At 25.9% G+C, this 22,059-nt stretch carries 20 protein-coding genes; 8 read left to right on the top strand and 12 right to left on the bottom strand.

Annotation, left to right across the window (positions count from 1 at the left end; translation table 11 throughout):
* Window positions 1–5: 5 nt before the first annotated feature.
* Genes gatC through BLO14_RS02565 form a run of 4 tightly spaced genes read right to left on the bottom strand, consistent with a single transcriptional unit; the run spans window position 6 to window position 4,251 of the window.
* On the bottom strand, window positions 6–281 hold the full coding sequence (gene gatC / locus BLO14_RS02580; RefSeq protein ID WP_091972453.1) for an Asp-tRNA(Asn)/Glu-tRNA(Gln) amidotransferase subunit GatC: 276 nt from the start codon (window positions 279–281) through the stop codon (window positions 6–8).
* Between the two features lie 9 nt (window positions 282–290).
* Entirely contained in the window at window positions 291–2,387 is a 2,097-nt protein-coding gene (locus BLO14_RS02575; protein ID WP_091972452.1) for an ATP-dependent helicase, read from the bottom strand.
* Between the two features lie 2 nt (window positions 2,388–2,389).
* Entirely contained in the window at window positions 2,390–3,589 is a 1,200-nt protein-coding gene (locus BLO14_RS02570; RefSeq protein ID WP_091972451.1) for a BB_0345 family helix-turn-helix protein, read from the bottom strand.
* Window positions 3,590–3,600: 11 nt separating this feature from the next.
* Entirely contained in the window at window positions 3,601–4,251 is a 651-nt protein-coding gene (locus BLO14_RS02565) for a LolA family protein (protein ID WP_091972450.1), read from the bottom strand.
* 192 nt (window positions 4,252–4,443) lie between these two features.
* Here BLO14_RS02565 and BLO14_RS02560 point away from each other — a divergent pair, with 192 nt between their 5' ends.
* The 3 genes from BLO14_RS02560 to amrB all read left to right on the top strand — a co-directional run bounded on the left by BLO14_RS02560 (window position 4,444) and on the right by amrB (window position 8,145).
* Complete coding sequence (locus BLO14_RS02560) at window positions 4,444–5,859, top strand: NFACT RNA binding domain-containing protein (protein ID WP_091972449.1); 1,416 nt, start codon at window positions 4,444–4,446, stop codon at window positions 5,857–5,859.
* 94 nt (window positions 5,860–5,953) lie between these two features.
* Complete coding sequence (gene pyk / locus BLO14_RS02555) at window positions 5,954–7,387, top strand: pyruvate kinase (RefSeq protein ID WP_091972438.1); 1,434 nt, start codon at window positions 5,954–5,956, stop codon at window positions 7,385–7,387.
* Between the two features lie 17 nt (window positions 7,388–7,404).
* On the top strand, window positions 7,405–8,145 hold the full coding sequence (gene amrB / locus BLO14_RS02550; RefSeq protein ID WP_091972436.1) for an AmmeMemoRadiSam system protein B: 741 nt from the start codon (window positions 7,405–7,407) through the stop codon (window positions 8,143–8,145).
* A gap of 18 nt (window positions 8,146–8,163) precedes the next feature.
* On the opposite strand, the gene rpmB is transcribed toward amrB, so the two are convergent.
* Window positions 8,164–8,442, bottom strand: a complete 279-nt coding sequence (gene rpmB / locus BLO14_RS02545; RefSeq protein WP_091972434.1) for a 50S ribosomal protein L28 — start codon at window positions 8,440–8,442, stop codon at window positions 8,164–8,166.
* A gap of 17 nt (window positions 8,443–8,459) precedes the next feature.
* Window positions 8,460–10,025, bottom strand: coding sequence for a hypothetical protein (locus tag BLO14_RS02540; RefSeq protein ID WP_091972432.1), 1,566 nt, complete (start codon window positions 10,023–10,025; stop codon window positions 8,460–8,462).
* A 110-nt stretch (window positions 10,026–10,135) separates the two neighbouring features.
* Here BLO14_RS02540 and BLO14_RS02535 point away from each other — a divergent pair, with 110 nt between their 5' ends.
* A complete protein-coding gene (locus tag BLO14_RS02535; protein WP_091972430.1) occupies window positions 10,136–11,263 on the top strand; it encodes a hypothetical protein in 1,128 nt (375 codons plus the stop codon).
* A gap of 3 nt (window positions 11,264–11,266) precedes the next feature.
* On the opposite strand, the gene BLO14_RS02530 is transcribed toward BLO14_RS02535, so the two are convergent.
* The 6 genes from BLO14_RS02530 to BLO14_RS02505 are packed head-to-tail and all read right to left on the bottom strand — an operon-like array spanning window position 11,267 to window position 17,355.
* Window positions 11,267–13,066: a hypothetical protein gene (locus BLO14_RS02530; RefSeq protein WP_091972428.1), complete on the bottom strand. Its 1,800-nt coding sequence runs from the start codon at window positions 13,064–13,066 to the stop codon at window positions 11,267–11,269.
* 12 nt (window positions 13,067–13,078) lie between these two features.
* On the bottom strand, window positions 13,079–14,041 hold the full coding sequence (locus BLO14_RS02525) for a hypothetical protein (protein ID WP_200780484.1): 963 nt from the start codon (window positions 14,039–14,041) through the stop codon (window positions 13,079–13,081).
* 34 nt (window positions 14,042–14,075) lie between these two features.
* Window positions 14,076–14,564, bottom strand: coding sequence for a CarD family transcriptional regulator (locus tag BLO14_RS02520; protein WP_091972425.1), 489 nt, complete (start codon window positions 14,562–14,564; stop codon window positions 14,076–14,078).
* Between the two features lie 39 nt (window positions 14,565–14,603).
* Entirely contained in the window at window positions 14,604–15,197 is a 594-nt protein-coding gene (locus BLO14_RS02515) for a hypothetical protein (protein ID WP_091972423.1), read from the bottom strand.
* A complete protein-coding gene (locus tag BLO14_RS02510) occupies window positions 15,190–15,921 on the bottom strand; it encodes a 16S rRNA (uracil(1498)-N(3))-methyltransferase (RefSeq protein WP_091972421.1) in 732 nt (243 codons plus the stop codon). The genes BLO14_RS02515 and BLO14_RS02510 overlap by 8 nt, the downstream gene beginning before the upstream one ends.
* Window positions 15,922–15,924: 3 nt before the next feature.
* A complete protein-coding gene (locus tag BLO14_RS02505) occupies window positions 15,925–17,355 on the bottom strand; it encodes a S41 family peptidase (protein ID WP_091972419.1) in 1,431 nt (476 codons plus the stop codon).
* A 64-nt stretch (window positions 17,356–17,419) separates the two neighbouring features.
* On the opposite strand from BLO14_RS02505, the gene BLO14_RS06215 reads away from it, so the two are divergent.
* The 4 genes from BLO14_RS06215 to BLO14_RS02485 are packed head-to-tail and all read left to right on the top strand — an operon-like array spanning window position 17,420 to window position 22,010.
* Window positions 17,420–17,845 carry a hypothetical protein gene (locus BLO14_RS06215; protein WP_091972417.1) on the top strand — a complete coding sequence of 142 codons (426 nt, stop codon included), beginning with the start codon at window positions 17,420–17,422 and terminating at the stop codon, window positions 17,843–17,845.
* 3 nt (window positions 17,846–17,848) lie between these two features.
* A complete protein-coding gene (locus BLO14_RS02495) occupies window positions 17,849–18,991 on the top strand; it encodes a MinD/ParA family protein (protein WP_091972416.1) in 1,143 nt (380 codons plus the stop codon).
* Entirely contained in the window at window positions 18,991–19,977 is a 987-nt protein-coding gene (gene lgt / locus BLO14_RS02490; protein WP_091972414.1) for a prolipoprotein diacylglyceryl transferase, read from the top strand. Before BLO14_RS02495 ends, lgt begins: the two co-directional genes overlap by 1 nt.
* A gap of 20 nt (window positions 19,978–19,997) precedes the next feature.
* Complete coding sequence (locus BLO14_RS02485; protein WP_091972412.1) at window positions 19,998–22,010, top strand: EAL domain-containing protein; 2,013 nt, start codon at window positions 19,998–20,000, stop codon at window positions 22,008–22,010.
* The last annotated feature ends 49 nt before the right edge of the window (window positions 22,011–22,059 follow it).

The raw sequence follows: 22,059 nt of genomic DNA, 5'->3' as shown, positions 1-22,059 counted from the left end.
TATCCTTATCCTAATATTTTAGGAGATGCAAAATATCCATCTAAAAACGAATTACTAAGCTTTTTAATCGATTCAATAGAAAGAGAAACTCTTACTTTATCTTCACGCAATGCAGAAATCTTTTTCTTATTAGCATCAAAACTAACTTGAACATCAAAACTTGAGATTTCGTTAACCAATTTAATAACCTTCTCAAATTTTGAAATAAATTTATCTTCACTTTCTCTGCTGAGTATCACTAAGCTTAATTTTAAACTATTTTCTAAATGTATATCTTTCAAAATAAACCTCTAAACTTTAATAATTTTTTTAATATACTCAGAACTCAAAATAGCCTTCTTACCATTTCTCAAACTAATCTTAACAAACTGAGAGCTGCCTTGATGCCAACTATCGACAATCATTCCCCTTTCTCCATTATAAATTATATAGTCCCCAATATTAAATCTAATATCCCTTTTATTATCAATAAAAAAATTATTAAAATTTTCTTTCAAATACTCAGGAATAAAGATAATATCATAAGAATTTTTGTCAATGTCTTGGAAAAAAACAGAAAGCGCAGTACTTCTAAAAGAACCTCTAAAAGCTCGCTTCAAATTTAAGGTAACAATAAGCTCTGATTTAGCCCTTGTAATTGCAACATAAAAAAGTCTTCTCTCCTCCTCAAGTCTATCTTCTGTTAATTCTTCAATTTCAGCTGGCAAAAGACCTTTCTCAAGTCCTGAAATCACAACTCTATCAAATTCAAGTCCTTTAACACCATGAATCGAAGACAAAAGTATACTGGACTTAAAATCTCCAGAAATCAAAGGGGAAAGTGAAGAATTTTCTAAAAATATAGCAAGGCCTTCAAATGTACCTGAATATTCAATTCCGCTATTAATAAGTTCATCAATATTTCTTAATTTTTCGTCCTTATCAAATTTTTTATAATAATCTAAAAGACCAAATTTAATTACAACATCCTCAATAAAAGCAGATAAATTAATATAATTATTTTCAAAAAGTTTTTTACCCAGCTCATCATAAGCATTTAAAAACACAAAAAGAGACTCTTTGGCTCTATTTTTAAGCAAATTCAAAGCCTTTTTACTTGCGCAAAACAAATTAAAATTAACATCACCATCATTTAAAGCACTAATTATTTTATCTAGAGCAGTTTTTCCAATTCCTCTAGAAGGCTTGTTTATCATTCTCAAAAAAGATATTTTATCTTTCTTGTTTATAAAAAGTCTAAGCAAACAAATAATATCTTTTATTTCCTCTCTCTCATAAAATTTAATTGCTCCTAAAATCTTGTATGGGATATTTTTCCTTAAAAAGGATGTCTCAAAAGGAAAAGATTGAGAATTAAATCTATAAAGTATTGCTGTTTCAATATCATTAGTAACAAACAAATTAGAAAAATATTCAGCTTCATCTGATGTGCTTTGAAAAACTAAAAACTTCATTCTCTTATCAGAAGTATTTTGAGTCGTTATTTTCTTCTCATACCTATTTTTATTTTTTGAGATAACCCCATTTGCAATACCCACTATATTTGAATTCGAACGATAGTTTTGCACTAAATAAAATTTAACAACATTGCTGAAAGTTTTTTCAAATTCAAGAATATTTTCAATTCTAGCTCCTCTGAAAGAATATATTGACTGATCTTCATCTCCTACAACCATAAAATACATACCATCCAAATAAAGTTCTTTCAAAAATAAAAATTGTGAATAATTTGTATCTTGATACTCATCTACAAAAATAACTTTAAATTTAGATTGAACAGATTCTTTTAGAGATTTAGAATGCCTCAACATTAAAATAGGCTTAATAATAAGATCTGAGAAATCAAAAGCATTATTCTTAGCTTTCTCTTCCTCATAAATTTTCATATACTCATATTTCTTTTCTGTAAATTCAATAAATTTTTCCAAGAAAAAATTTTCTTTGTCTTTTAAAATCAAAGTTGCAATATGCCTTGCCATTTCAAGATTTGAAGCAAGATCAATTTGTTTGACAAACCTAACAACATCATTAGTATCCCAAATTGTAAAATTTGAATCATAATTTTTATCAAAATCCTTATAGTAAACTCTCAAAAGCCAAGCCCCAAAAGAATGAAAAGTCTGAATATGAAGTTTCTTGTCAAATTTTAAAAGATCATTTATTCTGTCATTCATTTCATTTGCAGCCTTATTGGTAAAAGTTAAAGCCAGAATTTCATTAGGATTTATATTCATATGTTTGATTAAATACACAATTTTTGCAATTATAACCCTTGTTTTACCACTTCCAGGCCCTGCTAAAACAAGAATTGGATTTTTACTTTCACTAAGAACAATTTTCTTTTGAAAAACATTTAAGCTAGAAAAAAAATTTTTTATCTTATCCATTGCTAATAAACTTCAGAAACCTTAAGATCAAACCCTGAAGGTGTCTTTACCCAGAAGAATTGAACAGCAAAAATTTCTTTTCCCTGCTCTTTTAAAAAAGGAGTAATATCTCTGTCATTAAGAACAATATTAACATCAGAAAGTCTTGAAAAAAACAGTATTAAAGATTTTTCAAAAGCTAAATTAACAGGAATACCTTTGGATGCTAAAAAAGATTTACCATGAAGATTGCTTTCATCGGCATATCTAAAAAATGTATCATTTAAAAAATCGATTTTTAAATCAACATTTGAAAGTTTCTGAGAAGAATATAAGGTAAGATAATCGCTACTTAATAATTTTTCAGTTCCCTTAACATCAAACTGCCAATTTAAAATATCAAATCTATTGTCAATATTAGTTTCAGATACATATTTAACGTTTAAATCAAAAGATTCTAAACTTACATGAGCTATTTTAGACTTATCATAATAATAATTCTCATAAATAATTTTGACTCTCATATTATCATCAAGATTTATCTCTTTAAACTCTCCTAAATTAAAAATATTTTCACTTTTTTTAGACTCATTAACAATAATCAAGTCATCACTAACAAACGATGCTCTATATTTTGCAATATTATCACCATGCATTAAAGATAAAAAATCCCCCTCTTTAAGAGAAACATTCCAAAAATTTTTTTTATCAAAAATCACTTCATGAGTATTTGAAATTATCTTCTCATCTTGACTAAGCTTAAAAAATTTTTTAAAAAAAAATTCAAATTCTCTAAAAGCAAAAATCACAAATAATAGCAAAATAACACCAACAATTCCTAACAGGATTTTCGACATATTTAAAGACTCTAAATTAAAAAAAAATAATTTTTTGTTCAAAGCTTTATTATCGCTTAAAAAGCCTGAATTTGAAATTTTATCTTCAGATCTAATCCCAATATAACTATTATTAAGTCTATTTTTATAATCCTTAAAAAGAGTTGACATCAATCTAGAATCAATATCTAAATATTCGCTATAAGTTCTTAAAAATCCAACAGCCAAAACTTCATTTGGAAAAATTTCAATATTAGAATCTTCAAGAGCTTTAAGATACTTAATAGAAATTCTAATATCATCAGCCACCATTTCAAGGGTCAAATTTTTACTATTTCTAATTTTTCTCAAATAACTCCCAAATTTAATAAAATCATTTTCTTCCATAGATTTAAACCTTAATTTTTTTTAATATCATATAAAAAATTATCTACCTTATTTGAAGATTTTGGAGGATCGTACTTAAATTTGCTATCAAGAATTCCAACATTAAACTTCACAGTAGTCAAATCAATAACTATTTCACGCCCACCACTAGTAGGATAAGCAGTAATTCTTCTGATTATTCCATCCGGGGTAAAAGCAATAATAAAAGAATTAATAGTAGCGGCCCCCTTGTAAAGCTTTCTAGAAAAGGTTAATTTAATATATTTTCCAGAATCAGATGAATCGAGAGCTTCTAGATTTGGAGAATTAGTATAAGACACGCTATACTCACTATTTAAAACTTTCATAAGACCTCCCCCACTGCTACCTTTTACTAATTGCTGATTAAACGAAGTCCCAAGGGATGGAACATAAACAGTCAAAAATTCACCATCACTTACAAAAACTTGATTATTTGAATCTAAACTAATAATAAACTTATCTGGAAACTTATAAAGCAAAACACCTGTTTGCTTTAATCCTTTTAAAGTAAAATTAATTGTTGCTTGCATATCCTCTATATTTTGATATTTAGCATAAATTCCTTCAAAATATTGATTTGCAGATACTTGAGCAAACACAGCAACAGGATATAAAACCAACAGAAGAATTGTTTTTATCATTTTATGAACTCTTATTATTAAGCTTAAGCTATTGACAAAAAACCACATTTACTATTTACTGCCAATAAACTTTACTTCCATAATACTACATATCACTAAAATAAACTATTATTGATAGTAATAGTTTAATACATAAAATAAAAATTTAAAGCTTGTGTATAAACATCTTTTAAGAATTAGGATTTGATAAAAATGTCTTTGAATTATGTTGAAATAAACACTTTAATTAAAGAAATCCCTTTCGAAAACTCTTTAATAAAAAAAATAATACAACCGGATTATAAAAGTTTGATTTTAGAGATTTACAATAAAATTGACAATAAAAAATTTAAAATATTAATTTCTTTAAATCCAAACACTACCAGATTTCATATAACAAAAAAAAATTTCAAAAGGAACGCTTTAAAATTAAGATTTTCTGACTTCCTAAAATCAAAAATTCAAAATGGAAAAATTCTAAAAGCTTTCCAAATGAAAAATGAAAGAATCATTTCTCTTGAGATTTTAAAAAAAGAAATAATTATTTTATTTATTAAATTGTGGCCATCCTCTCCAAATATAATAGCTACAAACTCAAACTTTAAAATACTAGATGCATATTACAGAAGACCAAAAATAAAAGAAACATCGGGTGAAATCTTTTTAAAAGCCAAAGAAATACATGAAAGTAATAAAATATCTGATAAAAAAATTATGAATCTAAAAGAAGAATATAGTAATGCCAATTTTACATCTTATTCTGAATTTCTTGAAAATTACTACGAATCGCTCAATAATCAAATTAAAAAAACTAACATAAAAGAATTGCTTATTGAAAAATATAAAAAAGAGCTAATTTTTTTAGAAAAAAGAATAGAATCTTTAAAAAAACAAATTAAGCTGATTGAAAACATTGAAAATGAAAAGGAAAAAGGTGAGTTGATTTTATTAAATATTAACAAAATACAAAAAGGAATTAAAGAAATACACCTCTTAAATTATAAAGAAGAAAAAATAAAAATATCTTTAAACCAATCATTATCACCAAAAGAAAATGCCTTGCAATATTTTAAAGCGTATAAAAAAGGCAAAAATTCTTTTAAAACCATACAAAATCAATTGCAAGATAATCTTGACAAATTTAATTTCATTCAATCAAAAATAATGATGCTAAACGAAAATTTAATTCCAAAAGAAGAATATAACCAAGAAGTAAATACTATTAAAAAAAAAGAAAAAACGCTAAAAATAGGCTTGCATTTTACCTCTTGTGGATTTGAAATTATTATTGGAAAAAACGCAAAAGAAAACGATGAACTTTTAAGGCATTACGTTAAAGGAAATGACTATTGGCTTCATACAAGAGATTATCCTGGAGCTTATGTTTTTATTAAAAGTCAAAAAAATAAAACTCCTTGCCTTGATGTCCTTTTAGCTGCTGGTAATTTATGCGTATTTTATACAAAATTAGCAAAAAAATCAGGAAAAGCGGATCTTTACTACACTCAAGTTAAAAATTTAAGAAGGGTTAAAAACGGAAAGCTAGGTCTTGTAATTCCAAAAGCAGAAAAAAATTTACATATCAAGTTAGATGAAACTTTAGTAAAAAAATTAAAAAATCAAACCTAAATACTGCTAGCAAAGCAATATTTTGAATTTTTTACAAAATATTGTTATTCAAAGACAAAAAGCATAAAATTTATAAAAGTGGAGGAAGAACTTTATGATTTCAAAGTTAACAAAAATTGTAGCAACAATCTCTGATCTTAGATGCGAACCAGAACATATAAAAGATTTATACGATGCGGGAGTAAATGTCATCAGACTAAATACTGCTCATCAATCACACGAAGATACAATAAAAGTAATAGACAATGTTAGAAAAATTTCAAATAAAATAGCTCTAATGATCGATACAAAAGGACCGGAAGTTAGAACAGCAAATATTGAAAATCCTATTATTGTAAAAACTGGAGACACAGTAATCATCTCAACTTCGCCCATTAATGAGCCTAAAAACTTTCAAACTAATTATGATGGGTTTGTTAAAGAAGTACCCCAAGGATCTAAAGTGCTAATTGATGATGGTGAGCTTGAAATGACTGTTGTTGCTAAACTATCTGATCGATTAATTTGTGAAATTAAAAATGATGGTCAAATTAAAAATAAAAAATCAATCAATACTCCTGGCATTTCTCTTAAACTGCAATCAGTAACCGAAAAAGACAAAGGATTTATTGAGCTTGCAGCAAAATACAATGTTGATTTTATTGCCCATTCGTTTGTAAGAAATTCCAAAGACGTTCAAGATGTTCAAAAAATTTTAAATGCTGCTGGAAATCCTGATGTAAAAATCATATCCAAAATCGAAAATCAAGAAGGAATTGACAATATTGAAGAAATTGTAAAAGCATCTTATGGAATAATGGTTGCAAGAGGAGATATGGGAGTTGAAATTCCTGCAGAAGATGTACCTATTGCTCAACTCAAAATAACACGAACCTGCATAAAGTATGGAGTACCTGTGATTACAGCAACTCAAATGCTTCATACAATGATTGAAAATCCAAGACCTACTAGAGCAGAAGTATCTGACATCGCTAACGCTATTTTAAACGGTACAGATGCAATTATGCTGTCTGGAGAAACCGCTTACGGAAAATATCCGATTGAAGCTGTAAAAATGATGACAAGCATTGCTAAAAATGTTGAAAAACATAGAAAAATGACCTCATATAAGGATGAACTTTTTTACGACAAAAGCATTACAAGAAACTATATTATCAAATGTGCAATCGATGCCACAAAACTTATAGACGTAAAAGCAATTATTGTAGATTCTCTAAAGGGCAAAACCGCAAGAATAATGGCAACTTACAGAGCAAGTGTTCCTTTGTTCATTACAACAAATAGCGAGAGATTGGCAAGAGAATTGACATTATCCTACGGAGTTTATTCTAATCTTGTAGACAATAATTTTAAAAGAACTACCGAATTTGTGGTAACTTCTCTTAAAATATTAAAAGAGCAAGGCATTGTTAATGATAAAGATACTGTAATAATTATTTCTGGCAACCCAAATAGAGATATCGACAAAGGAACAGAATTTATGGAAATAAACACAGTAGAAGATGCTATCAAGGGGCGAAATATATAAAGAAAGTTAGAAACCCTTTGGTTGAAAACATATTTTATTTAAATAATACAGACGACTTATCATTTAAGTTGGAAGAAAAAAAAACTCACAAAGCCATTATAACAAGTTATGGAAACTATGAGTTTTTTTTAAAAAATAAATATTTGTTTAAAAAAATAATATCAAATCAAACTAATAATGTATTTATAATCTCTGAAGCAGAAAGCAATTTTTTAATCAATATATCCAATCATCATGTATGGAGAATTTTTAATAAAAATATTAAGGTAAACCTAAAAATATTAAAATTGTTAAAAAATTTAAATTTTACAAATATAGACGATAAATTAATCGAAAATGACCACAAAATTGAAATTACATTGAATTTTATTAGCAATATAAAGAAAAATATAAAAATAATCCCAATAATTTTTGGGAAAACTTGCAATAAAAATTTACTAAAATTTTGTGAGTTTTTAACACCTTTTATAAGCAAAGAAGAAAATTCATTTATCCTACTATCTCACTTTATTTCAAAATCTACAAACATAAAAAAAGCCTTAAAACTTGAAGAAAATTTAAAGCACATCTTCCTCGAAGAAAAATCACCTAGCCCTAATCTAATATTAGAAAGCTATAAATCAAAAAAAATACTTCCAGAAAACATAAATGCAATCATGGCCATCTCTATTCTTTTTAAAAATTTTGAATTTACAGACCCAAAAATAACAGCCAACCCCCCAGAATACTTAATATCAAGCAGCATTCTAATAAAATAAAATTGTCAAAATTAAAATTTATAAAAAGTTTTCTATTTTTTTGCAGTTTTTCTTTAAAAAAGAATCAAGCCCTATCTTAGAAATACTTCTTAATGCATTAGCAGAAACCTTAATGTAAATACTTCTTCCAAGCTCTGGAATAAAAAATTTCTTGTTTATTAAATTAACCTTAAAGGTTCTTTTGGTTTTTACTCCAATATGTTGCCCAGCTCCACCTTTTTTCTTGGCAAGCCCCTTCCTTGGAACATTATTTCCAAACATAGTTTTTTTCCCTGTTATCTCGCATTTCCTAGCCATTTAGACACTCCTTTAATTTATGATTTTTTCTCCAAATATAAATCCATTAACTTTAAAAACAAAGCTAAACTACTTAAAATATTTTTCATTACACCCCCAAAGTTTAAATTGTTTCCGTAGCTTTTAGCAAAATCTATATCAATCTCTTTCCAATTGTAAATCAGCTCTCTTTCCAAAGATACCTTTGAATAGTCTGAAAGACAATCTTGCAAACGCTGCTCAATAGAATGAATTTTGGAATAATATTCACTTGATATAGTAAACGCCTTTTTATTAATATCTGCTATTATATTTAACAATAATTTCTCCGAAGATTTATCCCCCACAGAAGCTCTATGTAGCAATGCATTTATTCTGTTACCATAGCCACCTTGATCTCCTAAATTAGAATCAAAATCAATAAGACTTGCATAAATATTAATCAAGGCGTGCATGTCATTAGACATTTCTCTCGAAAGCTCAATATGCTTCCATTGTCCTTTAATAATAAGTAAATTAACAATATCATTAAGATCTTTTTTAACAAAATGAATAGTATATGTTCTTAAATAAACTAAAAGCTCACAATAAACATAACCTGTAGTACTCGCAATTTTAGATACAATCTTTTCATTCATTTTTTCATTATAATTATCCAAATTTAAAAAAGATATTCCTGGAAAAAGCTGTTCGGCCAATACTTTAGATTTACTATTTTTTTGCAAAACTTTAATTTTTTCAATTTCAGTGGAAACATGTTTAGTAAGATCATTAAAAAATATTCTCGCTATTGGATTAGGTTTTTGCCCAATAGAAATAGGAAAATAATCCGGATCTCCACTAACATATCTTATTAAATATAAAATTTCCTTACTCTTATTTATATCCAAAATAGAAGAAATAATCTTAATCCAGACATTCGATTTAATAGGAAAATCTTCTTTATTTCCATAAATTTCTAAAACAATGTCATAAAGGTTTTTCCAAATGGAAATATTCTTAATAGAAGATATACATTCTAACAAATCTTTAAGATCATCTATAATAACTCCACAACCTATAGAGCTGAATCTAGGTCTATACACAAAATCATCTTCTGGAAGCAAGTTATCAAAATTTTTAAGAACCAAATAGTATTGATATAAGACCAAATCAAAAAAATTGTGTAAAGCTTCATAAGTTTCATCAATCAATTTAATTTGCTCTTGAGTTATATTTTTAAACAAATGAGATAAATTATTATGCAACTTTTTAGGAAGATCTGAAGCGAAATTCATGTTATCGCTTGCAGAAAAAGAATAAATATAATCTAAAGATTTCTTTTGACTTTCATTTAAATATTTTTCAACAACAAAATGAACAATTTTATTAGAATTTTTATATCTTTGGGCAAATGGTCTTAAGGGAGAAAAAATTTTATAAAAATTATAAAGAAATCTAGAAAATTGAGGTAAAGCCTGAATCTTTGAAGCATTAAAAAAATTACTTGCCCTGCTTAAACTAACTTTAACTTCTTTTAGCCTTTTTTGCTTTATTTGTTCAGAAGTAAGCTCTTTATTGATATTAAACATAGAAAGTATAAAATCGAATAAACTCAAATTCATCATCCCCCTAAAAACTCTTCAGTTCCCTTGCTCTATTTTCCAATTAAACATGAAAATCGATATTAACTATAAAAATTATACATAATTTATTGTAAAATAAAAGAAAAAACTTGAATAATTTTATGAGAATAAAAAATTTAGTACCAATAGCAATTTTATTGATTAGCCTCAGCTGTTCAATAAATAAGAACATAGTTATACTAACTGACAACAAAACAATACCATTTTATATAAATCAATTTAACATCGAAAATAAACTAAATTTTATAATTAAGTTTAGAAATAGCATTGACCTGCAAACAATAGAAAAAGAAAATGCACAAATAATTATTTCTAAAAACATTGGTAACACAAACATTACCAACCATTTTAAATCTATAAAAATCAATTTTAATCCAGATTACCCCATATTAAAACATATTTTCAAACAATTTAACTATAAAATTATCCCATTAAGTTTTGACATTCCCATTTTAATCTATAAAAATACATATCAAATTAAAAAATACATAAACATCAAATATTTAAAAGAAGAATATGAAAATTTCATAAAAGACGGAAAATTCTTTATATCACCCTATATTTCTGAAAATTTATTTTATGTGATTTCCGAAATAAATGATGTGGGGTTTTCCCTTGAAAGGAATAAATTAAATTACAATGAAAATAAAATTTTAAAAATGCTAGAATATTTCTCATCATTTTTAAATGCAAAACAAATGGATTTGCAAAAAGATTTCTTCAATAGATATGGCTACCTAAAACTAAATAAAATATTGCTTAATAATAAATCTCTTTTAGTAACGGGATTGAGCGATCTAACCTTTTACAATAGTTTAAGCGAACAAGAGAAAACGCAAATAAAATTTTCATATTTAATAAACAATAACAATGAAATTGTTATCTCAAGCCCAAATTTTATTGGTATTTTAGAAACATCTACTTTAACTAAAAAATTTATCAACTGGATTTTAGATAAACAAATCCAAAAAACCCTAATCGAATTTAACAATCAATTTCAATCAAATATATATTTTGGATTTGCCAATGGTTTTACCCCTTACAAAGAATTAAATTTAAAAATAAAACACTCAATTGATGGAATATCTCCTTTTATTATTGACGAAACTCAAATCAATAGCTACTCTCATGTATTAAGCAAAAAAACAATTGAAAAAGAAAACTTGCTAATAAATGAATGGTTTTTCTCTAGAATTAAAAATCTAAAAAAAAGTTAAAAATTAAATGCATTTTTCCTTGTAATTTAAAATAACTATTTTAAAAATAAGAAAAAACAATAACGCAGAAAGAATAGCTAAAGATATGTACACGCTATTAAAAACGTATATAAGAAGAGAAGTAAAAACGATTAAAAAATAATTTGCAAAAAGACAAGCAATCCCTGAGAAAATAGCTATCATTAATGATACTAGAAAAATCATAACCTTGGAATTGAAATTAAATTCTATTTTAGAAAACAAAGAGATAAAAAACGCTCCCATTAAAACTAACAAAATGGGAGAAATCAGCAAAATCAAACTTAAGGAAAAAATATTAATTAATTTCAAATTTAATATAGCAACCTTATAAAAAGCGCTTGACAAACTTTGGATTTTTAAAAAAAATCCAACCTCAGTATTATTTGAGAATAAAGCTAAATTTTCTACATTTTCATTAATCTTAACAACTTCTAAAACGCTTGTATCAAAACTGTCCATAGACGCAAAGACTTTGGTAAGAGTAATTTCGCTATGCTCATTATCTTTGTCTAAAACATTTTGGTACACAAAATTACCTCTCAAAGTAGCAAATGGAATTTTAATATGCAATATAACATTTCCTGTCTTATTAAATCTAATAAGTTCAAAATTTTTTATTATTTTAGAATAATTATTAAGAGTGACAATTTTTTGTATATAAATATAATCGTAAAAACCTCTCTTAGAATCTGGTTGCAATAAAAACACATCATTTATTCCATAATATTCAAAATATTTTTCAATTTCATCAAAGAAAAGATATCTTTTCCTAAGCTTTTCAAGCGATTTATTTTTATAATTCAAAATTTCATTATCACTGGGCAATAATTTATGAAGATTAGAAAAACCATAATAAGCTAATTTAAATTTTTCAGTATTAAGATACAAAAAATTTTTTTGCTTTTCTTCAGAAATCAACCGCATTTTTTCTTTTTCAAAATTCCTGTTTTCATTAATAAACTTTAAAGTCAAATTTAAAAGCTCAACAAACTTATCATCTTTTGTTGAAACATGGGCAATATAAGCAAAATAATTGGCCGTATAATAATCATTTTGAACAATAAATTCATTGATAATATTAAAAAAATCTTGCTTTTTAAGGCTTTGCAAAGGATATCGTGAAAAAGTTTTTTTAACCTTTTCCAAATCAACGTCATAGTTTGGAATTTTACTATACTCAGATTTCACTAAATAATAATTTGTTAAAAGCTCTTCATTATTTACATAAATAATTCGCATTTTATCATATATTCTAATCAAATTTTCAAGATGTTTTCTCTTTTGCTTCATTGAATCTGACAAATCAGAAGATAAAAAAAATCTATTTGAAGACAAATTTATATCTATATTTTTAATTTTAAGAGATATTTGATTTGCTTCACTTTCAAGAAGATTATATCTATCGTAACTAAACTTATACTCATTTCTCTGGGAAATTATATAAGGCAATATTAAATTAAATATAAAAGTAAAAAAAAGTCCCATAATAAAAAATAACAGCAAAAATGCATAAAGCCTAGAAAATAAATACCCATTATACGATTTTAAATAAATCTTTATTTCTTGCTGCACAAAAAAAGCAAAGTAAATGCAAACAATAAAAATAAAAAATCCATAAAAATACTTATAAAAAAGTAAAATAGAATCAAAAAAAGCTGCTATTAATCTATGCTTTTCTAAAAAATTTTCTCCAAAAAAATAAGAATAACTAAATAATAAACCTAAAAAAACACATAGAAAAATAACAAAGTTACTCAAAAATGCATATATTTCTCTTTTCATAAGCTTTAATAATTAACTATCCTTATATAAATCATTATCTAAATTATCTAAATCTTTGCTGATTTTAATATATTCTGAAACAAAGCCAAATAAATAGGTAGAAAAAAAAGTTAAAACACAAAAAATAAAAGGAATAAAATCAGAGATCATACTTTTTCCTATTATTACATTGTAAATCTTAGGAAACTCAATTGAATAGACATTATAAATTTTTAAAAAAAGTATAATAAAAATGGGATAAAGAAACATTGCAAAACTATTTGAAAAAATAAGATTAAAAACATAAGAAAATGCAAATAACAATAAAGAAATTCCCAATATATTAAAAATTAAATTTAAATAATTGAGTGAGAATAAAAAATTATTCAAAATTTTTAAATCCCTGAAAAGAAAATCAACAAAGTTATTATAAATTTTTTGCTCTGAAAAATTATTCCCAATAAAATTAATCATACTAAAATCAGAAAGATTTGACTGATGATAAGAAAAACTTTTATCCTTTTTATCATCTTCTGAAACAATTAAAACTCCATTAAAACCATAAAATCTAAGTTTATTACTAGAAAATATTATTTTACCATTTAAAAAATGCACAACTTCATCTTTAAGGATAAAATTATTATGTCTATTGCTATTAATATAGTAAGAATGAAAGCTGTGGCTAACCAAAAATCCTAAATAAGAAAACAATAAAACAAGAATAAAGATAATACAATAAAAATAAAAAGTCTCTCTAGATGAGTTTAAAACCATTCCATAAAAAGGATAAGGCATCCTCATAAAAGTAACAACAAGCGACAAAGGGAAAGAATAAATATAGGCATTATAATAAAGACTATAACTAAAAATAGAAAAATTAAAATATAAAAACTTATACTTTAAATAAAATGTACAGATAAATATTAAAGAAAAAAGGCAAAATATTAAAATAAACCTATAAATTATTAAAAAAACCAATCTTAAAGAATCAAACACAGCAAATCCTACCTTCTCAAAAATTGAAAAAACTTTAAGCCTTTTTACTATCGATCAAAATATTTTTGATCTTCTCCTTAGCTTCTTCAAAGCTAATTTGCAAAGCTAAACTAATCTCGTGCTCCAATATTAACTCAAAATCATTCAAAATCCTTTTCTCGTAGAAAGGAAGTTCTTTTTGAGTAGATTTTTTATATAAAAATTTATATAACTTTGCTGTATCTAAAATATCACTTTTTTTATAAAATTCATGACCGCCATCTTTTATTTTTTTTGAATCTATTTGACCTTCAAACTCTTTAATAACATCAAAAACTTCTTCTACCTTTTCTCTGCTAACCAAAGCTCTAATTCCAAAATCGTCAACCTTAGCAACAGGAACCATAAAAATCATATCACTAAATGGAAAATGTATCTCATAATAATCAATAATCTCACCATTAAACTCTTTAGTTCTAATATCCTTAATAGTACCTACTCCATGCATTGGATAAACTACCGATTGATTTAGCAAAAATGCCATATTCACCTCATAAAATATAGATAGTTAAAATTTAAAAGCTCATAAAAAAACACTTAAATTGGTTCTAATACTAAATTTATTATCGTAAAATAAATTTTCAAGATATCTATCATTACAAAAGCTTATTATTACACTAGGAGTAAGTTTATTAATATTTGCAAAAAACATTTCTTTATTTCTCTTTACAGCTTTTAAATCATAATACCCAATAAAACTAATTTCTTTATGAGATTCTTTCAATCTTAAAAATTTTTTCTTTGAAATCACTTTATCCTTGTCAATAATATAACATGTTTTATGGGTATTTTCCAGTATTCCCATTAAAATAAGAAGAACTGTATTTGAATCATAACAGTCAATATTAACTCTTTTAAAAATCTTACAAAAAAATCTTACAATCTTAGAATTTAAAAAAACAAGAGAAGAATTTTTAATGTGATTTCTAAACTTTTTAAAAATCAAAACCTTTAAGAAAGCTTTAAACCCGATAAAAATTACTATCGAATGATAAGGATGCCCTGAAAGATACACAAATCTGCTTATAAGCTTACTGCGACTATCAAAAACATCTATGGGTACACCTAAAAAATAAAATCTGTCTGGTTTTGAATATATGTCTTTTAAATTAGCCATTAAAATCCTCTAATAATGCCTTAAAATAAGCAAGGGAATAAATAATAGCCGTATCTGCTCTTAAAATTGGAGTGTTAAACCTTACAAAATTAAAGCCTTTCTCCTTGAAAAAGGCAATTTCTGAGTCTGAAAAGCATCCTTCAGGACCTATTATAATTCCAATTTTGCTTAAATTGTCAAAATTTTCATTCTTGCTTAAAATCATTCCACTTTGATGGGCAACATAATATCTAGTAGTACAAAAAGAATAAGGTAAATAAAAAAAATTATTATAAAAATTAATTTTGGGAACAATTTTATTGCCGCTTTGCTTTAAGGCCTCATCTATTATTTTTGAAAATCTCAAAGCTTTAGCAGATGTATTGCTTATATCTATTTTAGACACAGAATGATCTGCATTAATAATATTAATTTCTGAAACTCCAATTTCAACAACCTGTCTTAATACCAAATCTATTTTTTTACCCTTTAAACTAGAAATAAAAATACTTATCTCTAAGTTACTTTTTTCAATTTTATCTATTTTATTGGTAACAAACTTAATAAAATTACTGCCAATCTTCAATACTTCTGACACCCTTAATTCCTTATTTTTTAAAAGAATGTTCAGCTTATCACCCTTTTTAAGTCGTCTTACATTAACAAGATGATGATATATTTTCACATCTTTAACAATAACAAAATCGCCTACTAAACAATTCGAATCTAAAACAATTTGCTTCACAATTTAATTACCTAATTTAGATAAATACTCATAAGCTGCTTTTAAAACTTTGTCATAATGCATATTATAGATTGGTAGTTCTTTATTATTATCTTGATAGTAATTAAAAAACACATACTTGCCTAGAAATTCTTTATCAATTTTATATTTTGGATTTTCTTTAACAAGATTCTCAACAAAAAAATCAATCTCTTGTTCGGTAATGGATTTTTTGCCTTTCAAAAAGTCTTCTACCAGCTTTTTATCAAAAATTTCTTTATATATTAATGTTTCCTCCTCAGAAAAATCTGGAGATTTTATTTCCAAATCGGGTTCAATCCCAACTTTATGAATACTCTTTCCAGATGGGGTATAATACTTTGAGCTCGTAATTTTAAATCCACCAGTATAAAAAGGAACTACATGTTGAATAAGCCCCTTGCCATAAGACTTTTCACCTATAATATAGGCTCTCTTATTATCTTTTAAGGCCCCTACAAAAACTTCTGACGCTGATGCTGATGATCTATCTATTAAAGCAACGATTCTTACATTTGAAGGCAAAACCTGCTTTGAGCTTGCCTTATAATCAACAGGCTTGCTAGAATTTCTTGATTTTGTAGAAACAATAGTTCCTTTAGATAAAATATCATCCGCCATTTTTATAGCTGCCTGGAAATATCCCCCAGTATTAAGTCTTAAATCCAAAATTAAAGATTTAATATTTCTACTCTTAAGATTGTCTAAAGCTTTGCTAAAATCTACAGAAGTATGTGGATTGAAACTTACTATTCTTATATAACCAATATCTGAATTAATAACATCATACTTGATTGTTTGTATTTCTATCTTCTCTCTTGTAAGTTCAAAATCCAATATTAAATCTTTTCCCCTAAGAATAGACACTTTAACTTTTGTGCCCTCTTTGCCCTTTAAAAGATCAACAACTTGATCCACCTCCATAGAAGAAACACTCTTACCATCAACAGCAGTAATACAATCTCCAGATTTAATTCCAGCCTTATAAGCCGGACCTCCCTCAAAAGGGGTGACAATAGAAACACAAGAGCTATTAGGATCAAGATCTTTTGCCTTCTCCTGCTTATCTTGAGAATGCATTTTTTTTATTATAGAAATTCCAATACCAACATAATCTCCTACTGTTGTTTTTGAAATTTCTTCTAAATCCCTTTTTGTCAAATATTGAGAATAAGGATCACCTAAGGATTGAAATATTCCTTTTAAAGCACCTTCAAAAATTACTTCGTCGCTTACAGGATCAACATAATTTTCTTTTACAAATTCAAAAGCTTGAATCATCATTTGCTCATAACTAGATCTTGATAATTTACTATTATTAGATTCATCAAAGGCAAAAATAGATTCAACAATTACTAAAGAACTTATACCCAAAGTTAACAAAAAATACACGCATATTAAAAATTTATTTTTCATTTATTCATTCCTAATGCAAAAATTAAAACTTGATTTTATTTCCATAATATAATATTTTAAAACTATGTTAAACTCACATCCTAAAAAAAAACAAAGCCTTATACGAGCAAGCCTTATTATATTGCAAATACTCGAAAGCCTTTTAATCTTAGCCTTACTATACCAAGCCATTAATAGACTGATTTTTATTAACAATTACTCTATAAAATTTATGCTGACATTTATTTTATACTCACCTGAATTTTTCATGGCTAATTTAACACTCTATTATTTTATCTACGAAAAATTTAAAATTCTTCATGGCATCATAGTAATAACTAAATTATTTCAAATAATATTAACATTATTATTATTTATCTTAGGATTTACTTTTAAAATATACGCCTATCAAATCTCTCTGGCCATACTCTTAGGGATTACAGTAGTTTATCTAACATTTAATACAATAATTTTAGCACTAATTAAAGCAAAAATAAAAACAACGGAGTAAAGCTTGATTATTATTCCTGTAGCCAGTGGTAAAGGGGGAGTTGGCAAATCTCTTTTCTCGACAAATATAGCAATTTGCCTGGCAAATGAAGGAAAAAGTGTCTTGCTTGCTGATCTTGACCTTGGAGCATCTAATTTACATTCAATGTTAAATATTACACCCAAAAAAAGTATAGGCACATTTTTAAAAACAAATATTAATTTCTCAGACATTATTATTAAATCCGAAATCAAAAATCTAAACTTCATTGCAGGAGATTCTGACATCCCAGAACTTGCTAATATAGCTACTTCTCAAAAAAAAACTATAATAAAAAATTTAAAAGCTTTAAAATATGATTACTTGGTGATTGATCTTGGAGCAGGAACAACTTTTAATATCATAGACTTTTTTTTAATGTCAAAAAGAGGGGTAATAGTAACAACGCCAACAGTAACAGCCACAATGAATGCATACTTATTTCTTAAAAATATAATATTTAGACTGTTATCAAGCGTGTTTAAAAGAGGGACGAAAGGAAATGAAATTCTCAGAACAATAAAACAAAATTCAATCGATCTTCAAAAGATATATATACCTAACTTGCTGTTAAAGCTCGAAAGTGAAGATCCTGAAAATTACTCTAAATTTAACAAATTGTTTAAAACAATTAGTCCTTTTATGATATTTAATATGCTCAAAAGTCCCAATGACATTGAAAAAACCGAAAAAATAATAAAATCGGCAAAAAACTATTTAAGCATAAATTTACAAAGCATTGGGGCAATCTATAAAGATGAAATAGTTGATCAAGCTTTAAACAGTAAAATCCCTATTACTATATACAAACCTACAAGTTTAACATCCAAAAGTATAAAAAAAATTGCAAAAAAATTGATCGAAATTGAAGATTTAACAAATAATGCTGAGCTTTTAAATGAAGAAGATTTAAATGAAAGTTACGATTTCGTACTAAGAGAAGCTCAAGAAGAATACATTGAAAAAATTGAATATCTTGAGTCACTGATAAAAAACAAAACAATAGACAGTATCGAAATTATTGATATAATAAAATCTCAGAAAAGAGAAATCGAAACCTTAAGAAAGCAAAATATGTTATTTAAAAAAAAGCTTTTTGAAAAGCTTGAAAAGACTAAGGAGGTCTAATGCCAAATTATATAAATTATCCAAGTTGGTTGCACCCTGAAGTAATTCAAGGCATACCAATTACATGGTATAGCCTATCTTACATTTTTATTATACTAATCTCTTATAAGTTTATTTGGTATCAAATACAATCGGACAATATTGATATCAAAAAAGAAGATTATGAAACATTTATGTTCTCGCTTGTACTTGGAGCAATATTAGGAGGCAGATTAGCATCTACCTTGATTTACGACAAATCAGGGATCTATTACTCTCATCCTTGGTTAATTCTTTTACCATTCGATCAACATTGGAACTTTACAGGCTTTAGAGGTATGGCAATTCATGGTGGTTTTTTAGGCGCAATAATTGCTCCTCTAATTATAATAAATACAAAACTTAAAAATACAAATGTACAAAAATATTTTTTAAAATTAACAGACTATGGGTCAATAGCTTTTTCTTCTGGCTATATACTTGGAAGACTTGCTAATTTCGCAAATGCAGAACTTTATGGAAGAGTAATAAAAGGGGGAATAATATTTCCTAATGCAGAACCATTTGACACAAATATACCGGGTGTAAAAGAATTTGCATCATCCGTAGGGCTTGAAATTTTGCCTCATGACCTGCTAATCAACCTTCCAAGAATACCTTCTCAACTTATTGAAGGATTTTTCGAAGGGCCTGTAACTTTTATGTTACTATGGTTTTTATTTAGAAAAATCAAAAAACATGATGGGTTTATTTTTGGTACATATATAATGCTTTACGCTTTTTTCAGATTCTTTATCGAATATTTAAGAGAACCAGATAAAGAACTCGGATTTATAATAAACTACAAATCAATTAAAAGTCTGTTAGAATTTTCTTTTTTAAATATATCAATGGGACAAATTCTCTCACTAGCACTAATGTTATTGGGTTTAATCTGGATAATAATCACTAAAAAAATAGCAGATACAAAAATAAAAAATAATACAAACTTGGCATACAAAAATTAAAATAAGAGCAAACCAATAAAATGAAAGAGGTTAATAATTATCAAAATATAAATTCTGTTGTAATCTCTAAAAACGAAATCAATCTTAGAGATCTTATAAAACTTAAATCTATTTTTAACTTAATTCAAATCGTAAAATCTGAAAAAGCTTTATACAGTGAATATGTAAAACAAAATAATATTAAATTCGCCATTATTTACAATTATGAAAAACCAATAGATTTTTCAATAAACATTGCGAATGAATTAAAAAACACAAACAAAATCCATTCTATTATAATTAGCAATGAAAAATTCGATAAGGAATATTTAAAACTTAATCACATAGAAATAATAAAAGATATAAGCGAATTAGAATATAAGCAAAGCTTAATACATCAAAAAAAACTATTTTGTGACAATAAAAACACAACTCTGGATTTCTTCTTAAATTTATCAGAACTTATTAAAGAAATAGTAATCATCACAAACACCAAAAATGAAATTATTTATATCAATGAAAAAGGTAGTAAAAATCTTAATCTTCCAATAAAAACTTCTGGGAATACAATAAAAGTAACTGATATAGATATTCGAGATTGGGAAAAGTTGAAAAAAATAGATTTAAGCTGTCATACAAATTCTATTTCTGAATTTAAAAATATATTAATAACAAACTGTCTTTTAACTTTAAAAAATAATAAAAAAATATACGTAGATGTATTTATTAGCACAATCGATCAAAACAATATTGATAAATTAATAACAATCAAAGAAATACCAAACCTTAATGAAACAGAAAACTATAAATATCTAGAAATTATTGATTCACAAGACGAGATTCAAAATGTCAAAGAAATTGAAAAATTGCTAGTAAACAATATGGATATTAACAAAAAAAAAAGAATATACTTACTTAATTTAGACCTATCCCTAACAACAGAATATGAATACAAAGGAGATAGAGAAAAGCTTAATATAAAAATACTTAAAATAATGTATTCAAAAATAATGTCATTATACTCTGAATATATTTTTAAGCTAAAAAACAATAATTTAATAGTAATTATATGCACAAGTGGCGGTGAAAAACAAATAATCTCAATTGCCAAAAAAATCAAAAAAACAATTATGTTGGCATTTCAAAAAGAAGATATTATTATATTCGAATTCAATATCGGAATAATAGAAGTAAATTTAAAAGAAAATTTAGAATTCAAAATCCCCAAATTAATGATGGCTACAAAAATATCATCAGAATACAAAGAATCTAATCCTATTATATACAAAGAAGAACTACCAGAAGCGGTGATTTTAAAAAATCAAAACAAAATCTTTCAATATATACTCAAAGCAATAAAAAATGATTTTTTTACTCTTTATTATCAAAAAATAAATCCTCTTAAAAAGAACTTAAAACCTAAAATAGAAATCTTGACAAGACTTTTTGACCACATGGGCAAACCAATTCCAAACGATCAAATTTTTAGCTTAATAGACAAATATAATTTAACTGTTGAAGTTGATAAATTGGTGGTTAAAAAGGCCTTAAGAGAATATAAAAGCTTTGTATCAAAAAATGGGATTCACGTTTTCTCAATTAACATATCTCCTTATTCACTAAAATCACAAAACTTTCGAATCTTTTTAAAAGACACTTTGTTGAAAAGTCAAATTCCACTTCAAAATATATGCTTAGAAATAACAGAAACTGGAATTCTTGAAAATTTTGAAATAATAAATAAATATTTTCAAGAATTAAAAAGTTTTGGAATCAAACTGGCACTTGATGATTTTGGAAGCGGACATACATCACTCTCATATATTAAAACACTACCAATAGATTTGCTTAAAATAGATGGATCTTTCATAAAGGCCATAAACTCTAGTGAAATAGATTTTGTAATAATAAAATCCATTAAAAAAATAGCAGATACAAAAAATATAAAAATTATTGCCGAATTTGTATATAATGAAGAAATATTAAAAAAAATAAATGAGCTAGAAATAGACTATGGACAGGGATTTTTATGGCATAAACCAGAACCAATATAAATTCTAAAAACACAACAATGATTTAATTTATTAAATTTCAACAAAAGTT

The organism is Borreliella japonica (assembly GCF_900099615.1).
In the GTDB taxonomy this organism is placed as follows: domain Bacteria; phylum Spirochaetota; class Spirochaetia; order Borreliales; family Borreliaceae; genus Borreliella; species Borreliella japonica.
Note: the sequence above shows the minus strand (reverse complement) of the source record. Positions and strands in the feature narration are given on the sequence as shown.

What these genes read in the sequence shown, in the direction of transcription:
- BLO14_RS02575 (WP_091972452.1), bottom strand. Translation starts at nt 2,387, where the DNA reads ATGGATAAGATAAAAAATTTTTTTTCTAGCTTAAATGTTTTTCAAAAG.
- BLO14_RS02570 (WP_091972451.1), bottom strand. Translation starts at nt 3,589, where the DNA reads ATGGAAGAAAATGATTTTATTAAATTTGGGAGTTATTTGAGAAAAATT.
- BLO14_RS02565 (WP_091972450.1), bottom strand. Translation starts at nt 4,251, where the DNA reads ATGATAAAAACAATTCTTCTGTTGGTTTTATATCCTGTTGCTGTGTTT.
- BLO14_RS02560 (WP_091972449.1), top strand. Translation starts at nt 4,444, where the DNA reads ATGTCTTTGAATTATGTTGAAATAAACACTTTAATTAAAGAAATCCCT.
- pyk (WP_091972438.1), top strand. Translation starts at nt 5,954, where the DNA reads ATGATTTCAAAGTTAACAAAAATTGTAGCAACAATCTCTGATCTTAGA.
- rpmB (WP_091972434.1), bottom strand. Translation starts at nt 8,442, where the DNA reads ATGGCTAGGAAATGCGAGATAACAGGGAAAAAAACTATGTTTGGAAAT.
- BLO14_RS02540 (WP_091972432.1), bottom strand. Translation starts at nt 10,025, where the DNA reads ATGAATTTGAGTTTATTCGATTTTATACTTTCTATGTTTAATATCAAT.
- BLO14_RS02530 (WP_091972428.1), bottom strand. Translation starts at nt 13,066, where the DNA reads ATGAAAAGAGAAATATATGCATTTTTGAGTAACTTTGTTATTTTTCTA.
- BLO14_RS02520 (WP_091972425.1), bottom strand. Translation starts at nt 14,564, where the DNA reads ATGGCATTTTTGCTAAATCAATCGGTAGTTTATCCAATGCATGGAGTA.
- BLO14_RS02515 (WP_091972423.1), bottom strand. Translation starts at nt 15,197, where the DNA reads ATGGCTAATTTAAAAGACATATATTCAAAACCAGACAGATTTTATTTT.
- BLO14_RS02505 (WP_091972419.1), bottom strand. Translation starts at nt 17,355, where the DNA reads ATGAAAAATAAATTTTTAATATGCGTGTATTTTTTGTTAACTTTGGGT.
- BLO14_RS06215 (WP_091972417.1), top strand. Translation starts at nt 17,420, where the DNA reads ATGTTAAACTCACATCCTAAAAAAAAACAAAGCCTTATACGAGCAAGC.
- lgt (WP_091972414.1), top strand. Translation starts at nt 18,991, where the DNA reads ATGCCAAATTATATAAATTATCCAAGTTGGTTGCACCCTGAAGTAATT.
- BLO14_RS02485 (WP_091972412.1), top strand. Translation starts at nt 19,998, where the DNA reads ATGAAAGAGGTTAATAATTATCAAAATATAAATTCTGTTGTAATCTCT.